Source organism: Candidatus Poribacteria bacterium (assembly GCA_021162805.1).
Lineage (GTDB): Bacteria > Poribacteria > WGA-4E > B28-G17 > B28-G17 > JAGGXZ01.
Map to the genome: position 1 here is coordinate 1 of JAGGXZ010000208.1, position 18,313 is coordinate 18,313.

The following is an 18,313-nucleotide window of genomic DNA, read 5'->3' on the forward strand; positions in this document are numbered from 1 at the left end:
GATCGGTGAGTTCATCAGTCGTATCAAGCTCTTGCGATGAAGCCCTGTCACCTCCTCCATCTCTCCTCTCCCTTTCGATACATGAACGATAGCGTGCGGTTGACTGAGTCTCTGCTTCAGGATATAATCGATATGATCCGCTTGATCATAGCGGCAAGCTCGATCAGAAGGAGGTATTTGGAAATTGCAAGTCGCCGATGAGCTGAGAAGGATCCTGAGAAGGATCGACGGCAGAGGCTATAAAGCATACAAGGATATAGAGGGCTCATATGGATTCGGGGACTACACCCTCATCGTCGATCACGTCCAGGGCGATCCTTTCGCCTCCCCCAGCCGCGTGCGCGTGCGTCTCCCCCAGAGGATCGCCGGGTTTCCAAAGGATACATACCGCACTAAAAGCCGGGAGATAGCGTTGTGTGATTTCCTCACCAGGAAGTTCCTGGACGCCTCAAGACGGTTCTGTAAGGGCAACAGGGGCACAGGCAAAAGCGGCTTGATCTCAATAGATCGCCCCGGACAGGAGATACTGGAGAGAACATCCATGTTCGTCAACGATGAATACGTGGAGGCCAGATTCGTGATGGGCTTGCCGGCCTTCGGCAGACGGATAGCCGGTGGACATGCTGAGGAGATGTTCTTTCAGGAGCTGCCCCGAATCGTGCGAAGCTCACTTCTCTTTAAGAATCTCGATCGAGGGGAACTCTATCGACATATAGAGGCGGCGGAGGATGCCGATTTTCTAAGGGGAAAGCTCGATGAGCTGGGGCTTGTCGCCTTCGTGGCTGACGAGGCGATCCTTCCACGGGCAAGCGGAATAGATCCACGTCCGTTGACCAGAGGGCGGGTGATCCCCTTCAAATCGCCGGAATCCCTGAGGGTGAGGGTCGATCTGCCCAACCGCGGGCCGGTCACCGGCATGGGGATCCCTAAGGGGATCACGCTTATAGTCGGCGGAGGATATCACGGCAAATCCACGCTTTTAAGGGCGCTGGAACTCGGCGTTTACAACCATATCCCGGGCGACGGCAGGGAACTGGTTGTGACCGATCCTCGTGCCATCAAGATAAGGGCGGAGGATGGCCGCAGGATCGAGAAGGTGGATATCTCGCCCTTTATAAACAACCTCCCCTTCGGACAGGACACCACGGCCTTTTCGACCGAAGACGCCAGCGGCAGCACCTCCCAAGCGGCCAACATCATCGAGGCGCTGGAGGTCGGCGCGCGGCTCCTGCTCATAGATGAGGACACCTCGGCCACAAACTTCATGATAAGGGACCACAGGATGCAAGAGCTGGTCTCCAAAGACAAGGAGCCGATCACACCCTTTATAGACAAGGTTAGACAGCTTTATACCGATATGGGCGTCTCGACCATACTCGTGATAGGAGGGTCCGGAGATTACTTCGACGTCGCCGATCATGTGATCTGTATGATCGAATATGTGCCCCATGATCTGACCAAACAGGCCAAGGCCATAGCTGAAAAATACAAGGCCGAGCGTAAGCCGGAGGGAGGGGAACATTTCGGTGAGATAACACATCGTATCCCGCTCTCGCATAGCTTCGATCCCAGCAAGGGCAGAAGGGAGGTCAAGATCTCGTCTAAGGGGCTCCATTCGATCGCCTTCGGAACTCACAACATAGACCTGGGAGCGGTGGAGCAACTTGTGGATATAAGTCAGACGAGGGCGATAGGGGACGCGATATACTACGCCACCAGATATATGGACGGCCGTAGAACGCTGAGGGAGATAGTCGAATCCGTGCTGAGGGATATCAGGACGAGGGGATTGGACGTGCTCAGTCCTAGGCCGGTTGGAGATTACGCCATCTTCAGGGGGTTGGAGCTGGCAGCGGCCATCAACCGGCTCAGAACGTTATCGGTGCGACAGAAAAAGGTCATTTATAGTCATTAAGTCATTTCGCTACGCTGTCATTTAAAATCGCTCATATTATCGCTAAGTGTAGCGGAGATCCGAGAGGTCAGAAATGCTTATTTCTCAGAGTTGGAAGGAGACAGGAAACAGGAAGCAGGAGGCAGGTCTTCCCACGCTTATGAGCTTGCTCATGCCGGTCGCAATACGTCCTACGCAATACGTCTCTTTCCTCTCCTTGTCCCCTTGTCTCCCCTGTTTCCTGCCTCCTGTCTCCTATCGGTGATACCGCTACACTCAAAGGAAATTTGAGCGTTTAAAATAAATGACCTCTTCTGAGGGGAGAGCGGGCGTTACCGCAGTTACCGTAGGGAGTATGTGACGCATTCGAGAGGCTCAAGCGAATCGGAGAAAACCCCGTTCTCAACCTCACCTCTCGTTTTACCCTCCAGATCTCGCACTTCCCTGCCGGTAAACCCATCGGGCAATTTTATCCGGAGCTCAGATCGGCTCTCCCCGGCGTTGGCGGCCATGACGAAAAGGGAGCCGTTATATCTCATCGCCTTGAGATGGAGGTCGCCGGACGATTCGAATTCCAACTCTACAGGTTCCCCGAAGAGGATCAGAGGGGTGATACGATTAAGCTCCCCGGCGAGCCTCCTCAGGTTCCCGAACCTGCTCCGAAACAGCTCCTCCGAAGCCTTCAAGCCGGCTTTCCTATCGATCGTGAAGAGATCGTAGTATGAGTAGTAGAGCACCCCCTTAGCCCCGTGGATCAGGGCGAGATAGGTCATGCATCTCTCCTCCTCGTATGTCGGGTCACGGTCCTCCCTACGGCCCGAATAAACCCGCCAACTGAAGACCTGAAGTATCGCCCAGATCGGCTTTATCCCCCGCATCGCTTCACGCGCTTTATCGATCCACTCGGCGACCATGCTCACCGGATGTCGGGGTATCGGATAGGGATCGGGGCCGATGACATCTAAGGTCTCGAAGTATTCCTCGAACTCAGCCGGTCTGCAAAGGGCCTGATAGGTTGGGTGGTTGGGATCGAGCGATCTGACCAGATCGTATCTCTCCTTGAGCTTCGGAATCCATTCAAGTCCGAGCTCGTCGTTCGTATACCAGGCCAGAAGCGCCGGATGGCCCTTTAACATCCGAACGTATCTCTCGACCAGCTCATCCCCTTTCTCATCGAAGAAATCCTTGACGCTGTAGATCACCTTAAGTCCGAACCTGTGTGCCCTGTCCATGTATCCGAGGGGGTCCGAGCCGGAGCCATATCCATAGCACAGGATCGCGTTAAATCCAGCGTCAGCAAGCCTTCTCAGGTGTTCCTCCTCCGTGGGACCGAGGTAAACGCCTATCGGAAAGAAGGGTTTCCCCTCGACGATCAACCTGCCCCGACCATCGATATAGGTTGTCCGCTCGAACCATTCGGCCGACCGCGCATGTAGGGGGATGGAATCGTAGCCGATCTGCTCCCCCTCCTCGTCCAGAAGTATCAGGGTTAACCTGTGTCCTCCCTCCTTCAGGGCCGGCAAGTGAAGCTTCAGCCTCTCGGTACCCCTTTCGACCTCAGCCGATCCGATCACCTCTCTGTCGAGTCTGATTTCGAGGGAGCCCTTTGATCCCACTTCGAGCTCAAGCTCGATATCTTGAGGTTCACCCGCTTTGATTATCCCCCTGTAGGGAGGATCGATGAGCATGGCTTTCAGATTCGGCTCTATCATCTCTCTCACCTGCACGTCGTCGAACCATACCACGCCCGTCGTTCCTCTCCTCATATAGAGCACGAGCTGAGCGGATGCGACCCTTTTGCCGTTGACCTCCACGGGCAGCTTGAAGATCGTTCCCACCGGTTTCCACTTCTCACTCGTTCCGGAAAGGCATTTGGGGTAAACCCCTCCGAGCCAATTTCCCTCTTCATCTTTCCACTCCACACATATACCCGCCCCTTCCCCCTGAACGTCCAGGGTTTTGACCCAGGCAACGGAGGCATATCTCCTGCCTGGGATGAGCTTGAGCGGCTGAACCACCAGCTTATAATTCGTAGGGTCTTTATTTTCGAACCTGAGGCTCCTCCTGCCCGTCCGTCTTTCACCCTCATCCGGACGGCACATCCCTTCGGGAACGCTCCACCCGATCAATCTTCCGTCCTCCAAGAGCTCGAAGGACGGGTTTAATACGAGGTTAAGCCCGCCTTCCATATCCACGTCATCTATCCACGTATCCATAGGACATCCCCCTTTCATTACGGCCTAAGAACGTCCGCCGTCGGCCGTCCGTCGACCGTTGTTACCGAAATATGAGCGTTTTCGCTTGAATAATTCCCCATCCATATACAGATGGCTGACATATCCGATGAAGGAGGCTACGGAGAAGGGGAGACCCGTAAGTATGAGTGTTCCTCGGATGAGGCTGGGGATAAGTATGAAAAGCGTCGGGATCAGGAACATGGCTATCCGGGAGTGCGTCCATCCTCTGTGTCCCCCCAAAAGCGGCGTGATGGCAAAAAAGCCCAGCATGGCGGCGGGTTCGAACTTCCTCCTCAGCATCAGAGCGCCCTCCACCAGGAAGAGCAGCCTGTAAAACAGGATCTGAGCCCTGCTCTTGGTGTCAACATCCGGAAAGATGGAGCTGAGGAAGGCGATGAAGAAACAGCCGAGCAGCAAGGCGAAATCCGTCGTGATGATCGGATACGGAAGTTGGTAGCTGAATTTGAGCTTCAGGATGACCTTCGCCGCAAAAGTTACCAGATAAAAGGCTCCGTAAGCGGTCACTCCGGCCGTGGCGTGGTTCCTGTAGAGGCTCACATCAACCTCCGGGCGGTGCTGAGCGCCAGAATGGGGAACACAAGGGCGTAGATCGTGTCCTCATACCCCCCTATAACCTCCCAATATATCCCTACGGGAGATGGATCCCAGCCGCCGTCAGGGCGCTGTCTCTCAAGCAGGAATCTGATCCCTCTTTCGGCTTCCTCGCCTATCTTCCCCTCAGCCAGCATGATAGCGTAGACGGACCACGCCGTTTGCTCGGCCGTGCTTGGGGCTCTCCTGCCGAACATGTCCTCTCCCCAACCGCCGTCAAGGTTCTGCTGCGATTTGAGCCATCTCAAGCCCCGCCTGATCGCCTCCGAATCTCCTCTGTCGGCTTTAGCCAAAATCGCTATGGCCGAAGCCGTGCCGTATGTGTTTCTGGCCAGCCAGAGATCATCCCAATATCCCTGGGAGGTGATCCTCCTTTCGAGCCATCTGATCGCCCTTGAAAGCTCCCTTTCCATCTCGCCCGACTCCTTAAGCGCCTCAGCGGCATGAGCTGTGATGCTGACGCATCCCACGTCGCCGGAGCCCGGGACGTATGTGCTCCAGTATCCCTCCTCGGTCTGATTGGCTAAAAGCCACGCGAGACCACTCTCCGCCGCCGGATCATCCCCGTGGCCTGCTCTCATCAGGGCTAGGGTTGCCAACGCCGTATCGTCCGCGTCCGAAGGCAATCCCTCCCATCTCACACCCGAAAAGGGCCAGCCGCCGTCCTCGTTTTGAACCTCGATTAACCACCGACATCCCTTCTGAATCGACGGATCCTCCTTCGTCACCCCGGCCTCAAGCATGGCGTAGAGGCTCAAAGCGGTATCCCACACGTTCAAATTGACGGCCTCCCTGAACCCTCCGTCGTTGTTCCGCGTCCCTTCAAGCCAGACGATCGACTCCTCTATTAGATGATCCAAACCCGGAAATCCCTTATCCCGACATCGGATCAGCGCCATCGTTGAGAGCGATGAGATGAAGTTCACCCTGAACCAGCTTCCATCGGGTAACCTTCTGGCGAGCAGCCATTCGAGAAGCATCCGCGCCAGATCGCTCCTGCCTCTCCTTTCAAGCTCGATCATCAGCAATATCGGCACGAGCGTATGCTGCTCAGCTATGAAGAGATCCTCGAAGATCGGCGTCAGAAATAGCTCTGGAGGGGGTGAAAGGGTCGGAGGAGGACTTACCTTCGATCTGAGAAATCTAGGAAGGCGGCTCAGAAGCCTGATCGCAAGGCTCACACCCCGACCTGGTATCACCTCATCCCAGCTCGTCTCATCGAGAAGCGCCGTCAGAAGCCTGACGTGGAAGATGGAGGGTTTAACGGGGGGAGATCTTCTGAGAGCGGCTTCCACATCGGGGATCAACCTTCTGCCGGAGACGCTTTTCAAGAGGGCTCTAACCAGAGCCGTCGCCTGAGGATCTGAAATCCCGGATGTGTCGAGCCCCCACATGCCGTCCCGGTTCTGATTCTCCAGGAGCCATCCGATCACCCCTTCATCCACCGTCTCGCCCAGCAGCCTCTCTATGACGGCGAAGGAGCAGGTAGGATAGGTGTTGGAGGAAAGCCCTCCCTCAAACCGACCATCCTCTGATTGGCATAACCTGAGCTTCGCAAGGGCGCTTTCAAGCGCCAGGTTCACCTCACTCCTCATAATTTCAGTCATGTTTAAATCCTCATAAGTCATGTTTAACCGGCTGTCATCGCTCAGCTTATTTTCCTGCATAATTTACCATAAGATATCAGGTCAAAGCAACCTATTCTTCGTTGTGGGTGCATAAGGGGCTGGGTATTCTCCTTTGAATGCCTAGCCTTTTCTTACAACGGTGGAAATTGCTATCCTAATTGTGAACCATCTCCCTGTTATCGAAGCTGATAGCTGATGCAGACTTTGACTTTTGGAAGTTTAGAAGGTATAATGCAAAGGGTGTGTTTCGTGTCGATCTTATTCTTATGTGTTAATAGCTCCGGAAGGAGCGAGATTGAGGGCTTCTCATAAAACCGGAGGTGTGACGTATGGAAAGACCCAAAATCACGCTTGATGGTAATGAGGCGACCGCCTATGTGGCGTATCACGTCAACGAGGTGATCGCTATCTATCCGATCACCCCCTCATCTCCGATGGGGGAGCATGCCGATCAGTGGGCCGCTGAGGGTAGGCCGAATATATGGGGCACTGTGCCGCATGTGGTGGAGATGCAGAGCGAAGGAGGTGCGTCAGGTGCGGTACATGGTTCTCTGCAGAGAGGAGCTCTGACCACAACCTTCACGGCCTCACAGGGATTGCTCCTGATGATACCGAACATGTATAAGATAGCGGGGGAGCTGAACTCGACCGTCTTTCACGTCTCAGCCAGGACAGTGGCCTCACACGCCCTCTCCATCTTCTGCGATCACAGCGACGTGATGGCGACGAGAGGAACCGGATTCGCCCTGCTGGCCTCCAATTCGGTCCAGGAAGCCATGGATTTCGCCCTGATAGCCCAAGCCGCCACGTTAGAATCTCGCGTGCCTTTCCTGCACTTCTTCGATGGATTCCGGATCTCACACGAAATCCAGAAAGTCGAACAGCTTACCTTCGATGATATGCGGGCTATGATAGACGATGACCTCGTAAGAGCACATCGTGAAAGGGCCCTTTCGCCCGACCACCCTGTCATTCGGGGAACGGCTCAAAACCCGGATACCTTCTTCCAGGCCCGTGAGGCGGCAAATCCGTATTATCTCGCATGTCCTCAAATCGTGCAGAAGGCGATGGACAAGTTCGCCGAGCTGACGGGGAGGAGGTATCACCTGTTTGACTACATCGGTGCCCCAGATGCCGATAGGGTGATCGTGATGATGGGATCGGGAGCGGAAACCGCCCAGGAGACCGTCGAGTACCTGACGGAGCGAGGTGAGAAGGTCGGAGTCTTAAAGGTGCGGCTGTATCGGCCCTTCTCCGTGGAGCACTTCATACAGGCATTGCCCAAGACGGTCAGGGCGATAGCGGTGCTGGATCGGGTTAAGGAGCCGGGAGCTGCCGGTGAGCCGCTATATCTGGATGTAGTAGATGCCCTGGAAGAGGCAACCTCTAAGGGTATCGCTCAATTCGAAACCGCCCCGCTCGTCATAGGCGGACGATACGGCCTCTCCTCCAAGGAGTTCACGCCGGCGATGGTCAAGGGGGTCTTCGATGAGATGACCAAGGACAACCCCAAGAACCACTTCACCGTGGGCATAAAGGATGACGTGACCCACACTAGCATCGATTATGATCCGAACTTCTCCACGGAGGAGCCCTCTGTGACAAGGGCCATATTCTACGGATTGGGCTCCGATGGGACGGTCAGCGCCAACAAGAACTCGATCAAGATAATCGGGGAGGAGACCGAGAACTACGCCCAGGGGTATTTCGTCTACGACTCCAGGAAGGCCGGATCGCTGACGGTCTCGCATCTCCGCTTCGGTCCCAAGCCGATCTACTCGCATTATCTCATCAGCAGGGCGAACTTCGTGGCCTGCCATCAGTTTTCGTTCCTCGAGCGGTATGATGTGCTGAGGGTTGCCGAGCCGGGAGCGATATTCCTCCTCAACAGCCCCTATGGGCCGGATGAGGTCTGGGATCACCTGCCGCGCGCGGTCCAGCGCCAGATCATCGACAAGAAGCTTCGCTTCTATGTCATAGACGCCTACAAGATCGCCAAAGAAGTGGGCTTAGGCGTCAGGATCAACACCATCATGCAGACCTGCTTCTTCGCCCTGAGCAACATCATACCCAAGGATGAGGCCGTAAAGGAGATCAAGGACTTCATAAAGAAGACATATGGCAAGAGGGGCGAGGAGATCGTCCGTATGAACTTCGCCGCTGTGGACAGGGCGCTCGAAAACCTGCACGAGGTTAAGGTTCCGGATCAGGTCACCAGCACCTTCGATATGCGTCCTCCGGTGCCCGATGAGGCGCCCGACTTCGTCAAGAGGGTGACGGCCGAGATGATAGCGGGCAGAGGCGACGAGCTGCCCGTCAGCGCCTTTTCGCCCGATGGAACCTTCCCGACGGGCACGACCCAGTGGGAGAAGAGGAACATAGCGCTGGAGATACCGGAATGGGACCCGGACACATGCATCCAGTGCGGCAGGTGTGTGATGAGCTGTCCGCATGCCGCGATCCGATCCAAGGTCTATTCGCCCGATCTGCTGAAGGACGCCCCACCCACCTTCAAGTCCACGGACGCCCGATGGCGCCAGTTCAAGGGGATGCGTTTCACCATTCAGGTTTCGCCTGAGGATTGCACGGGATGTGGGGTCTGCGCCCACGTCTGCCCGGCTAAGAACAAGAAGGACCCCAGCCGGAAGGCGCTGAATATGGTCTTCCAGCCACCCATTCGAGAGCAGGAGAACGAGAACTGGAAGTTCTTCCAGCAACTGCCCAGCGTAGATCGCTCGAAGCTCAATCTGAAGCTGGTGAGGGATATCCAACTGCTGGAGCCGCTGTTCGAGTTCTCAGGGGCATGTGCCGGATGCGGTGAGGCCCCTTATTTGACACTGCTGAGCAGGCTATTCGGCGACAGGGCGATAATCGCCAATGCCACCGGTTGTTCTTCCATCTATGGAGGTAACCTGCCCACCACCCCCTGGACCTTCAACAAGGAGGGACGCGGGCCAGCATGGTCCAACTCGCTCTTCGAGGATAACGCCGAGTTCGGCCTCGGTATGCGATTGGCTCTGGATAAACAGATCGAATACGCCAGCGAGCTGCTCGTCAGGCTCTCCTCTGACCTCGGAGATGAGCTGGTCGGTGCTATTCTGAATGCGGACCAGTCAACGGAGGCCGGCATCCAAGAGCAGCGCGAGCGGGTTAGGATCCTCAAGGAGAAACTCGAAAGAATCGATAAACCGGAAGCAAAGCAACTTCTGTCGATGGCCGATGTCCTGGTCAGAAAGAGCGTGTGGATCGTCGGCGGCGACGGCTGGGCTTACGACATAGGTTACGGCGGCCTGGATCACGTGTTGGCATTGGGACGTGACGTGAATCTGCTTGTGTTGGACACGGAGGTCTACTCCAACACGGGTGGACAAATGTCCAAAGCGACCCCGCGGGGAGCCGTGGCGAAATTCGCTGCCGGCGGCAAGCCCACACCCAAGAAGGATCTGGCCATGATGGCGATGATTTACGGCAGCGTTTATGTCGCCCGCGTGGCTATAGGGGCTAACGAGGCTCAAGCGGTTAGGGCTTTCCTCGAGGCGGAGTCCTATAACGGGCCCTCGCTCATCATCGCCTATTGTCACTGCATCGGTCACGGTTACGATATCACCAACGGAAAGGGCGTGGAACAGCAGAAAGCTGCCGTGGCGTCGGGATATTGGCCGTTGATACGGTATGATCCCAGGCTTAAGGAGGAGGGCAAAAACCCGCTCCAGATCGATTCCAAACCGCCCAGCATACCGCTTGAGGATTACGTCTACAATGAAACCAGATACAAGATGCTAACGCGAAGCAATCCGGAAGAGGCGAGACGACTGATAAAGCTGGCGCAGGAAGATGTTATAAACCAGTGGCGCCTATACGAGCACTTCGCCTCAATGCCGATGAACGGCGGGGAAGAAGATAAATAGGAGATTGGGAAATAGGAAACAGGAGACCGGGAACAGATTTTCCCGTCTCCCGTTTCCCCCTTCCTGTTTCCTCTTGCTTTCTCCCCCACAATTTGATACACTTATATAAAAGATTAGATCTTCGATGGAGGGGAAGAGATGAGGAAAATAGCTCTGTTAATAGGATTGACATGCTTGGTAGCCGTGGCCATATCAAGCGTTGGCCTGGCGAAGGTAACGAAGGATGATCTCTGTGCGGTCTGGCTCTTCGATGAAGGCACGGGCAAGAAGGTCCTGGATTCCTCCGGCAACGGGAACGACGGGGAGATCATCGGCGACCTGAAATGGGTCGATGGGAAATTCGGAAAAGCCCTTCAGTTCCCCGGGGAGTCCAAGAACCTCGTTAAGATCCCCAACTCTGATAGCTTGAACCCCACCAAAGGTATCACGATAACTGCATGGGGCTGGCTTGAGGATACGGACGGCAACAGGAGGTTCCTCCAGAAATCCACCCCGGGCAGCGATAACCAGTATAGGCTGCTATTGGAATGGGGGTCCTTTAAATTCGACGCGGGTCCCGGTGTAAACCCGAAAGAGATAACCACCCCTATCTTCTCCACGAAGGTATGGCATCATGTCGCAGGCGTCTACGACGGCAAGGAGATAGCGATTTACATCGACGGCAAGAAGGTGGCCCATCAGAACGCCAGCGGTGAGATGAAGCCCTCAACCGGTCCCGTCTTCATAGGCGCTAAATGGGACGATCCGGCTCATCCGGGCGATTACTGGAAGGGCAAGATCGATGAGGTTGCCATCTTCAACAGAGGGCTGACGGAGGACGAGATCAAAGAGGTGATGGAAAAAGGCTTGAAGGCGATTCTAGCTCCGACAACAACCCCCGTAAACTCCGGCGGCAAACTGGCTGCTACTTGGGGAGAGATTAAAAAATAAAATCCCTCAAAGGAGAGTTGTCATGAAACTGAAGGTTTTGATCCCGTTCGCCGTTATAGGGTTGATGATCGCACTCACAGGGATCTCCCTCGCGAGGGTGGAAAGCGGGGATTTCATCGCTCTATACTATTTCGATGAAGGCACGGGCAAGAAAGTTCAGGATTCCTCCGGCAACGGGAACGACGGGGAGATCATCGGCGACCTGAAATGGGTCGATGGGAAGATCGGAAAAGGGTTGGAGTTCCCAGGGGAATCCATGAACCTCGTTCAAGTTCCCAACTCCGATAGCTTGAACCCCACTAAAGCCATCACGATAACGGCATGGGTTAATCTGGCTGACTCCAACGGCAACAGGAGGATAGTGCAGAAATCCACCCCGGGCAGCGACAATCAATATAGGCTGCTGCTGGAATGGGGCTCCTTCAAGTTCGATGCAGGTCCCGGTGTAAGTCCTAAGGAGATAACCACCGCCATCTTCTCCACAGGTGAATGGCATCACGTCGCAGGCGTCTACGACGGCAAGGAGATAGCGATTTACATCGACGGCGAAAAAGTGGCCCATCAGGATGCCAGCGGTGAGATGACACCTTCAACTGGTCCGCTCTTCATAGGGGCAAAGTGGAACGACCCAGCTCATCCGGGTGACTATTGGAAGGGTATCCTGGATGAGATCGCCATCTTCAATAGAGGATTAACAGGGGATGAGATCAAGGAGGTGATGGAGGGAATCGGTAAGGTCTTCGCCCTCAATCCCGAGGGCAAGATCGCCGTCTCCTGGGGAGAGATAAAATCCAGGTATTAGAACCTCCCGTTAAATCTGCCCCAAATCGTGCATCTTATGCCCGATTTGGGGCACCCGCCGGATGAGAGAGCCCCGATACCAAAGAATTGAAACGTGGCATACTTCTTGCTCCCTTTAAGCGGTGGAAATTCCACCGCGAGACGGGTGATAGTCATGAAAAGATCTCTCTTCATTTTACTGTTGCTTACGCTTCTTCCACCCTCCTACGCCTTTGAGCCGATCCGCTATCTAACCAGGGGATATGTATACGACGCCGCCTTCTCGCCCGACGGCAGATACATCATTCTGGCACTTTCAGACGGTATAGACCTGATAGACCTTCAAACCTTAAAGTTTTCATCTAAGCCGGTTAAGGGGATAGAGGTGGGGGAATTGCAGGTTTCACCATCTGGAATAGTAGCGGGTAAAGTGTATAGCGGGAACGGCCTCATAATCCGCATATGGAAGATGGAGGACGATCGTTTAGAGAAGCTCTTTGAAACGAAAATTCATATAGGCACGTTCGCCATCAGTCCCGACGGGGAGAAGGTGGCGATCTCAAGTGACGACAGGATATGGATATGGGATAAGGTCAGGGGGAAAATGGCGGAGCTGACCGATCGGAGAGATCCGGCCATCCCAACGATCATCAGAAAAACCGCCACCAGCGAGACTAGATGGGGTCCAGGGTCTCCGAGGACAAACGACATGGTGTTCAGCACCGACGGAAGATACCTTGCCGTCGCCTCATCAAGAAGGGCCGTCGAAGTGTGGGATCTGGAAACCGGAAGGATCGCCGTTAAACTCGATAAAAAGGGGGAGGATGATTGGCAGGATCATGTGGCCTTCAGCCCAGATGGAAGGCTTATGGCGGCCCTGACGTTCGCCGATAAACAGCTTAACGTGTGGGATGTTCAGACCGGCGATCGTCTGCTCACGCTAATGACATCATCACAGGATCTGTCGTTCATGCCGGATGGGAACCTACTGCTTGTCCCCGATAGAAGGGAAAAGCTTATGCTCTTAGACCCGATTACAGGGAGGATCCTGGATGAGATGGAGATCCCCCATATGGTGGATAAGATGAGGTTTTCCCCGAGGGGCGATATCTTCATAGCGCTTGGCGGGTGCCCGGAGATATGGAGCTTGAAGGATAAAAGGTTGATCGGCAGACTGGAGGAGTATAACCCCGGATATGGAGAATTAACCCCCGACGGCCGATATATCGTCTCCATACTCGGATATACCTTCTCTGTGAGGGACACTCAAACCGGTGAGGTGAAGTATCATCTTTTCCCCGAGGGACCTTTCTTCTCGGAAGGCACCCTGTCACCAGATGGGAGATTGGCCGTCGTATCGGATTGGATGAATCTGAACGTGATCGACGTCGGTCAGGGGAGGATCATAAGAAAAATACCCTATCCGGAATGGCCTCATTGTATGGCGATAAGCCCCGACGACAGGGAGTTGATCCTGGACGACTTCCATATGATAATATCGCTCGACGTGATGAGGGCGAAGGGCCTTTCGGACGGAAAAAGGTTCGAGGTGGAAAGTTCGATCAAGGACATGAAACTTTCCGATGACGGACGTCTGCTCGTTCTGGGCGGTTATGAAGGGAACATCGAGGTGTGGGAGAGGGTTAAACAGGGAGATTACAAACGCATATTATTCAAAAAGAAGGCACATCCGGGAATGGACATGCTGATCGTCAACTCCTATCTTGGCATCATCGCCACGGCTCAGCGCGGGAGCTATACAGGCAAACCTGATACACCTGTCAGGATTTGGAGTTTGAAGGATCTAAGTCTGATAAAGGAGATCAAGGGATATGCTCCCATAGCTTTCACCCCCGAAGGAGATAGGCTGTTCTTAATGAACGGCAATAAACTGGAGATATGGAATTGGGCCAGGGAGAGAAAGATCTTCGAACTGCCATGTCAATATTTCCTTCTGAGCGGCGATGGAAACACCTTGATAACGATAGATGATAAAGACCGGATGGCCGTTTGGGATGCTCGTAAGCTGAAGAACCTGCCGCCGGTGATGTTGGCTCAGGTTAAAACGGGCGAACTCTTTCAGAATTTCCCCAACCCGTTTAATCCCGACACGTGGATCCCCTTTAAACTCCATCGCAGAGCAAGGGTGGTCATAGGGATATACGACCTGAGCGGGCATCTGGTGAGGGAGCTCGATTTGGGAATCAGGGATCCAGGCGACTACACGTCTAAGGGACATGCGGCCCATTGGGACGGTCGGAACGACTACGGTGAGGCGGTTTCAAGCGGGATCTATCTCTATCGTTTCCTTCAGCCTCGATCCGCATCCTTCAGGAAGATGGTGGTGATAAGATGATCTATTTTCCTTCGTCGATCATCCTTTCAACCTCATGGACCAGCTCATCAACCAGCTGATCCTCGGGAACGGTTTTCACAGGTCTGCCCTTTTTAAATATAACCCCTTTTCCCCTTCCACCCGCCAGACCTATATCCGCCTCTCTCGCCTCCCCGGGACCGTTTACCACGCAGCCCATGATGGCGATCGTTAACGGTTTGTCAACATGGCTTAACCTGCGTTGCACCTCCTCGGCGATGGATATCAGATCTATCTCACATCTCCCGCAGGTCGGACAGGATATGAAGTTCGGGCCTCGCGATCTTAAACCGAGCGACCTGAGGATCTCATATCCCACCCGGACCTCCTCGGTCGGATCGGCCGTTAGTGAAACCCTAATCGTATCCCCTATTCCCTCCAGCAGCAGAGCACCGATGCCTATCGCTGATTTCACCGTTCCCGAAAGGAAGGTTCCCGCTTCCGTAACACCGAGATGAAGGGGATAATCGCACCTCTCGGCGATCAATTTGTATGCCTCAACGGTGGTTCGGACGTCCGAGGCTTTGAGCGAGATGACGATATCATGAAAATCCAACTCCTCCAGAAGTCGAACGTGTCTCATGGCGCTTTCCACCATGGCCTCGGGAGTAGGATGTCCGTATCTCCTCAGGATATCCCTCTCAAGCGATCCGGAGTTGACGCCGACTCTGATGGGTATCCCCCTCTCCTTAGCGGCCTTGACCACCGCCTTGACCTTCTTTTCACCCCCTATGTTTCCCGGATTTATCCGGAGCTTATCAACTCCCACCTCGATTGCTTTCAGGGCGAGGGTGTAATCGAAGTGGATGTCAGCCACGAGGGGGATGGAGATAGATCGCCGGATTTGGCCCAGGGCTTGAGCAGCCTCCATATCCGGCACGGCGACGCGGACGATCTCACATCCCGCCCTCTCCAACCTGTGGATCTGATCCACGGTCGCTTTCACATCCCGTGTATCGGTGTTGGTCATGGATTGGACGGTGATGGGAGAACCTCCGCCTATCGGGATATCCCCCACTATAACCTTTCTGGATTGTCTCACGTGTGGACGATTCATCTCCATTGCCCTCTCGAGGGATTACTCAATCAGTATACATCGACAGCATGGGAATTTGCAAGGAGAACCACCGATCCGGAGCTGCTCTCGGATGCATAAGAAATTTATTCGGTAACAAGAAGGCAGGAGCGCAGTCAAGCTCTTGAGCTGAACGCCAGACCATCGGCGTTCGAAGCGGAGATATCAACTATCCCCGATTCCGTGGGAACGCCGATAGCTGAAAACCCCTCCTCAAGCCACTTCCGGGGAACCATCTCAAAGACGATAGCCCATTTGACCATGATGGGAACGACCAATTGCGAGGGCAGGCAGAAGTCAGCCATGGGCTTTCTGTGGGCGTCCGCCTCGATGGAGACCTGCTCATAGGCGGTGAGCGTTCCAACGGCTTGATGATGAACGAGGTGAGCGTAAAGGGCTGTGAGGAATTTTCGCCTTCTACCTCGGAGCAAAAGGCCGAAGGCGAGGTGGGCAAGCGGCCAGTCGTCGAGCCAACCCATGAATCTCGTCATGCCCAGAAGCTCTCCCCCGTGCAAGGCCCTGTAGTCGAGGATATAGTCGCAGATTTCGGGCGGGAGAAGACCTGAAGAGAGCATCTCCGGCCAGTAGCGGTAGTTGGTGTAAGAGGCAAAGGTGTCCTGTGTCATCCTCTCAAAGGGCTTGACGCCAGGGGCGGGAGGGACGAATGGGGGGTTCACGCTTTCATCAACCGAGCGGCGTATGATTTGCAGAGTCTTCTCAAGCAGTTGACGGGCAAACCTCTCCATCTCCTTCGCTTGATCGGGATTGGAATCCGCCGAGATCCGGGCAAGATCAAGGAGCCCCTTCACACTCCAGAGGTTCCCGGAGAAGAAGGACATCCTGTGTGTCTCGAAGGTATCGGCCTCCGCGGGACCGGTGAGAAGGCCGTTTTCATCCCTCTCCGGCCAGCGGAGGAGGAAAGCGGCGATCCTTTCAAGTTCAGGGAGAACATCACGCAGCCATCTCCTGTCCCTCGTTAATCTATAAACCCTTGCGGCGAGCGAAAGTATCTGGCCGTATTCTGAGATCGCCGGTCCATAGTAATCGAAGGAACCGTCGGAATTGACGAACCTATCGAGGTAGTAGGTGAGCCTCCTTTTCGCCTCATCGAAGAGACCCCACTCAAGTAGACAGAGGACGAGGCTCAACGTTGCAGGTGGAAAGGTGTCGTGTCGTCCCTCAGCGTAGCGCCTCACGCCATATTTGGGATGCGGTCCGATGCAGGCCGAAAGCGCCCTCGCGATGGCGACCTTGCATGCCCTCTTGAGGAGAGGGTCGGGAATCTCCAGCCGCATGGCCTCATCGAAAAGGTTTTCCCATCTATCCCGAACGCTCCCCAAGGCCGCCTCGAACTCGTCAGGCGAAATATGGGAGAAAGAGGGCAGAAGTTTGAGAGCAACAGGTCCTTTCTCGACAGATCTAAGCATGACGAATAGATCCTCACCTTCAACTAGGGCGATTTCCTCGAAGATCAATTCTCCCTCCCGGTCGAGGAACGAAAGCCTCGGAATGGGGAGATCGTCCACGAGATCGTGCTTGACCTCGGTGGGTGGCTCTGGAAGATCAAGATACTTTGTGGGGTCAAAGGAGGGCTCAAGCGGAGGCCCGATCTTCCCATCGGGATCGACGATGGCTTTGAGTTTTGAATCGGGATCGCCCACGAAGGTGTATCCCACGAGCGGGGGAAGCATGGGGAGAATCCTTTCAAGATCGGGCTCGCCCGTGGCCTCCAGGGAATTTCCCGTTAGCCCCTTTAGCTTCATAGCTCTCCTCCCTGTAACTTCAGATGAGCTCATCGGCGTTTTCTCCGTCATATTATCTCACCTCACTTAAGCGGATAATTGTTCTCTATCATCCCTGAGGTTTGCATATCGGAGTATGCATCGGCGGTGATTCCGTGAGCTCTTAACGCGTTCATAGCTTCAGCAATAGCTGAAACCTCATCGGAGTCGTTATACTCCCTCACGATACCGTTGAGGTCGGCGGTGAAGTAACCGGCGACGAGCTTCTCAAATCTCGGCAACAGTTCATCGTTCCAGGCGGTGATAGGCGGTTCGTTCCAGCGGCGCTTCAAATCCCGCCAATTGATAGCGTTCGCCTCAAAGGATGTCCACTCGCATCGAACGAGTTCCGGCTCGTGCCTCCGGAGCCTTTGCCGCAGATCGTCAACGATGATTTGCCATCCCGGTCTGTAAAGAAGCGCCATGAGTTCGTAAACGCCGTTCAGGAACGCGGCGCACCTGCCGCGTATCTCGCGCTCAAGTTGCGGCGTCATCCCGATCCGTTCCCCCACCATCGTGAGCATGTCACGTAGACGATAATCCGGGCGTGTCGCCCAAACCCGTTCAATCTGAGCGAGGATGAAATCACATTCCATCGCCGCCCGTTCGAATCGTTGAACCGTTCTCCGAGCCCGTTCGCTATCATATCGCCCTTTCGCGAACTCCCGTGTAGCGGCGAAATATGCGCTGTGCATGCGGATGAGCGGGAACTTGAAGAGCTCCGATGCGTAGGCGTGGAAAACGCCCACAAGGTAGTTGCGATACAGTGGGTTATCGCGCTCATACTGCGCCGCCTTCAGCGCGAGTTGGACGGCGCGCTCAAGCGACTTGCAATCACGCCATTGGGTGTATCTGTCCCAATGCGCTTGAACGCACGGGAAGCACAGAAAAGCGATGTGTCGATACACGGGACAGAAGCTGCTGATATATGGGTCGGTGCGGAACTCGTAATGTTCAAACGCTTGAACCATCGCTCGCGTGCTTTCAAGCATAAGCTCCTGTGAACGCTCGCCATACCTCCGCGCGACATAATAGCACAGGAACTCGTCAACCGAGTCAAACTCAAACGGGTTCCACGCGAGCTTCCAGTGCCA

At 54.8% G+C, this 18,313-nt stretch carries 11 protein-coding genes; 5 read left to right on the forward strand and 6 right to left on the reverse strand.

Annotated elements, in window-relative coordinates; all coding sequences use genetic code 11:
- Nucleotides 1-184: 184 nt before the first annotated feature.
- Nucleotides 185-1,915 carry an ABC-ATPase domain-containing protein gene (locus J7M22_17030; protein MCD6508309.1) on the forward strand — a complete coding sequence of 577 codons (1,731 nt, stop codon included), beginning with the start codon at nt 185-187 and terminating at the stop codon, nt 1,913-1,915.
- 320 nt (nt 1,916-2,235) lie between these two features.
- Here J7M22_17030 and J7M22_17035 read toward each other — a convergent pair whose 3' ends face one another.
- From J7M22_17035 to J7M22_17045, 3 genes are read right to left on the reverse strand one after another with little or no spacing between them, the layout of a single operon-like run.
- Nucleotides 2,236-4,110, reverse strand: a complete 1,875-nt coding sequence (locus tag J7M22_17035) for a hypothetical protein (protein MCD6508310.1) — start codon at nt 4,108-4,110, stop codon at nt 2,236-2,238.
- Nucleotides 4,111-4,134: 24 nt separating this feature from the next.
- Complete coding sequence (locus J7M22_17040; protein MCD6508311.1) at nt 4,135-4,689, reverse strand: metal-dependent hydrolase; 555 nt, start codon at nt 4,687-4,689, stop codon at nt 4,135-4,137.
- Nucleotides 4,686-6,350: a hypothetical protein gene (locus J7M22_17045; GenBank protein ID MCD6508312.1), complete on the reverse strand. Its 1,665-nt coding sequence runs from the start codon at nt 6,348-6,350 to the stop codon at nt 4,686-4,688. Before J7M22_17045 ends, J7M22_17040 begins: the two co-directional genes overlap by 4 nt.
- Before the next feature lie 350 nt (nt 6,351-6,700).
- Here J7M22_17045 and nifJ point away from each other — a divergent pair, with 350 nt between their 5' ends.
- The 4 genes from nifJ to J7M22_17065 all read left to right on the forward strand — a co-directional run bounded on the left by nifJ (nt 6,701) and on the right by J7M22_17065 (nt 14,345).
- A complete protein-coding gene (gene nifJ, locus J7M22_17050) occupies nt 6,701-10,279 on the forward strand; it encodes a pyruvate:ferredoxin (flavodoxin) oxidoreductase (protein MCD6508313.1) in 3,579 nt (1,192 codons plus the stop codon).
- Between the two features lie 138 nt (nt 10,280-10,417).
- Nucleotides 10,418-11,209, forward strand: a complete 792-nt coding sequence (locus tag J7M22_17055; protein ID MCD6508314.1) for a LamG domain-containing protein — start codon at nt 10,418-10,420, stop codon at nt 11,207-11,209.
- A gap of 22 nt (nt 11,210-11,231) precedes the next feature.
- Nucleotides 11,232-12,011: a LamG domain-containing protein gene (locus J7M22_17060; GenBank protein ID MCD6508315.1), complete on the forward strand. Its 780-nt coding sequence runs from the start codon at nt 11,232-11,234 to the stop codon at nt 12,009-12,011.
- A 153-nt stretch (nt 12,012-12,164) separates the two neighbouring features.
- Nucleotides 12,165-14,345 carry a PD40 domain-containing protein gene (locus J7M22_17065; GenBank protein ID MCD6508316.1) on the forward strand — a complete coding sequence of 727 codons (2,181 nt, stop codon included), beginning with the start codon at nt 12,165-12,167 and terminating at the stop codon, nt 14,343-14,345.
- A 1-nt stretch (nt 14,346) separates the two neighbouring features.
- On the opposite strand, the gene ispG is transcribed toward J7M22_17065, so the two are convergent.
- The 3 genes from ispG to J7M22_17080 all read right to left on the reverse strand — a co-directional run.
- On the reverse strand, nt 14,347-15,420 hold the full coding sequence (gene ispG, locus J7M22_17070) for a flavodoxin-dependent (E)-4-hydroxy-3-methylbut-2-enyl-diphosphate synthase (GenBank protein ID MCD6508317.1): 1,074 nt from the start codon (nt 15,418-15,420) through the stop codon (nt 14,347-14,349).
- 134 nt (nt 15,421-15,554) lie between these two features.
- Complete coding sequence (locus J7M22_17075; GenBank protein MCD6508318.1) at nt 15,555-17,201, reverse strand: hypothetical protein; 1,647 nt, start codon at nt 17,199-17,201, stop codon at nt 15,555-15,557.
- 62 nt (nt 17,202-17,263) lie between these two features.
- A partial coding sequence (locus J7M22_17080) for a hypothetical protein (protein MCD6508319.1) occupies nt 17,264-18,313 on the reverse strand: 1,050 nt, incomplete at its 5' end.